Origin of the sequence: Tepidibacter mesophilus (assembly GCF_002724055.1) — a bacterium.
In the GTDB taxonomy this organism is placed as follows: Bacteria; Bacillota; Clostridia; order Peptostreptococcales; family Peptostreptococcaceae; genus Tepidibacter_A; species Tepidibacter_A mesophilus.
On sequence record NZ_BDQY01000074.1, the window covers coordinates 1 to 508 of the forward strand.

Consider the following 508-nt stretch of genomic DNA (forward strand, 5'->3'; position numbering starts at 1 on the left):
CTGCTTGTAAGGCAGGTGCTCTCCCAGCTGAGCTATGAGCCCAATTATTAATGGTGACCCCTAGGGGAATCGAACCCCTGTTACCGCCGTGAAAGGGCGGTGTCTTAACCGCTTGACCAAGGGGCCATCTGGTTGCGGGAGCAGGACTCGAACCTACGACCTTCGGGTTATGAGCCCGACGAGCTGCCAACTGCTCCATCCCGCGTTATTATGGTGCCGAGGACCGGAATCGAACCGGTACGATCTGTAAGGACCGCAGGATTTTAAGTCCTGTGCGTCTGCCAGTTCCGCCACCTCGGCATCTTTTTGGCTCCAAGGGTGGGACTCGAACCCACAGCCTATCGGTTAACAGCCGAGTGCTCCACCGTTGAGCTACCTTGGAACATACGTGGCTACGTCCTACTCTCCCAGGAGGCTGCCCTCCAAGTACCATCGGCGCTAAAGAGCTTAACTTCTGTGTTCGGAATGGGAACAGGTGTATCCTCTTTGCTATAATAACCACATATTT

Annotated in this window: 4 tRNA genes and 1 rRNA gene; all 5 read right to left on the reverse strand. The window is 54.7% G+C overall.

What is annotated here, in order from left to right:
• Positions 1 to 51: 51 nt before the first annotated feature.
• Positions 52 to 126 (reverse strand) — tRNA-Glu (locus tag Tmeso_RS15910).
• 3 nt (positions 127 to 129) lie between these two features.
• A tRNA-Met gene (locus tag Tmeso_RS15915) sits at positions 130 to 205 on the reverse strand.
• Between the two features lie 6 nt (positions 206 to 211).
• Positions 212 to 300, reverse strand: a tRNA-Leu gene (locus Tmeso_RS15920).
• A gap of 7 nt (positions 301 to 307) precedes the next feature.
• Positions 308 to 382, reverse strand: a tRNA-Asn gene (locus tag Tmeso_RS15925).
• Between the two features lie 4 nt (positions 383 to 386).
• Positions 387 to 503 (reverse strand): 5S ribosomal RNA (gene rrf / locus Tmeso_RS15930).
• Between the last annotated feature and the right edge of the window lie 5 nt (positions 504 to 508).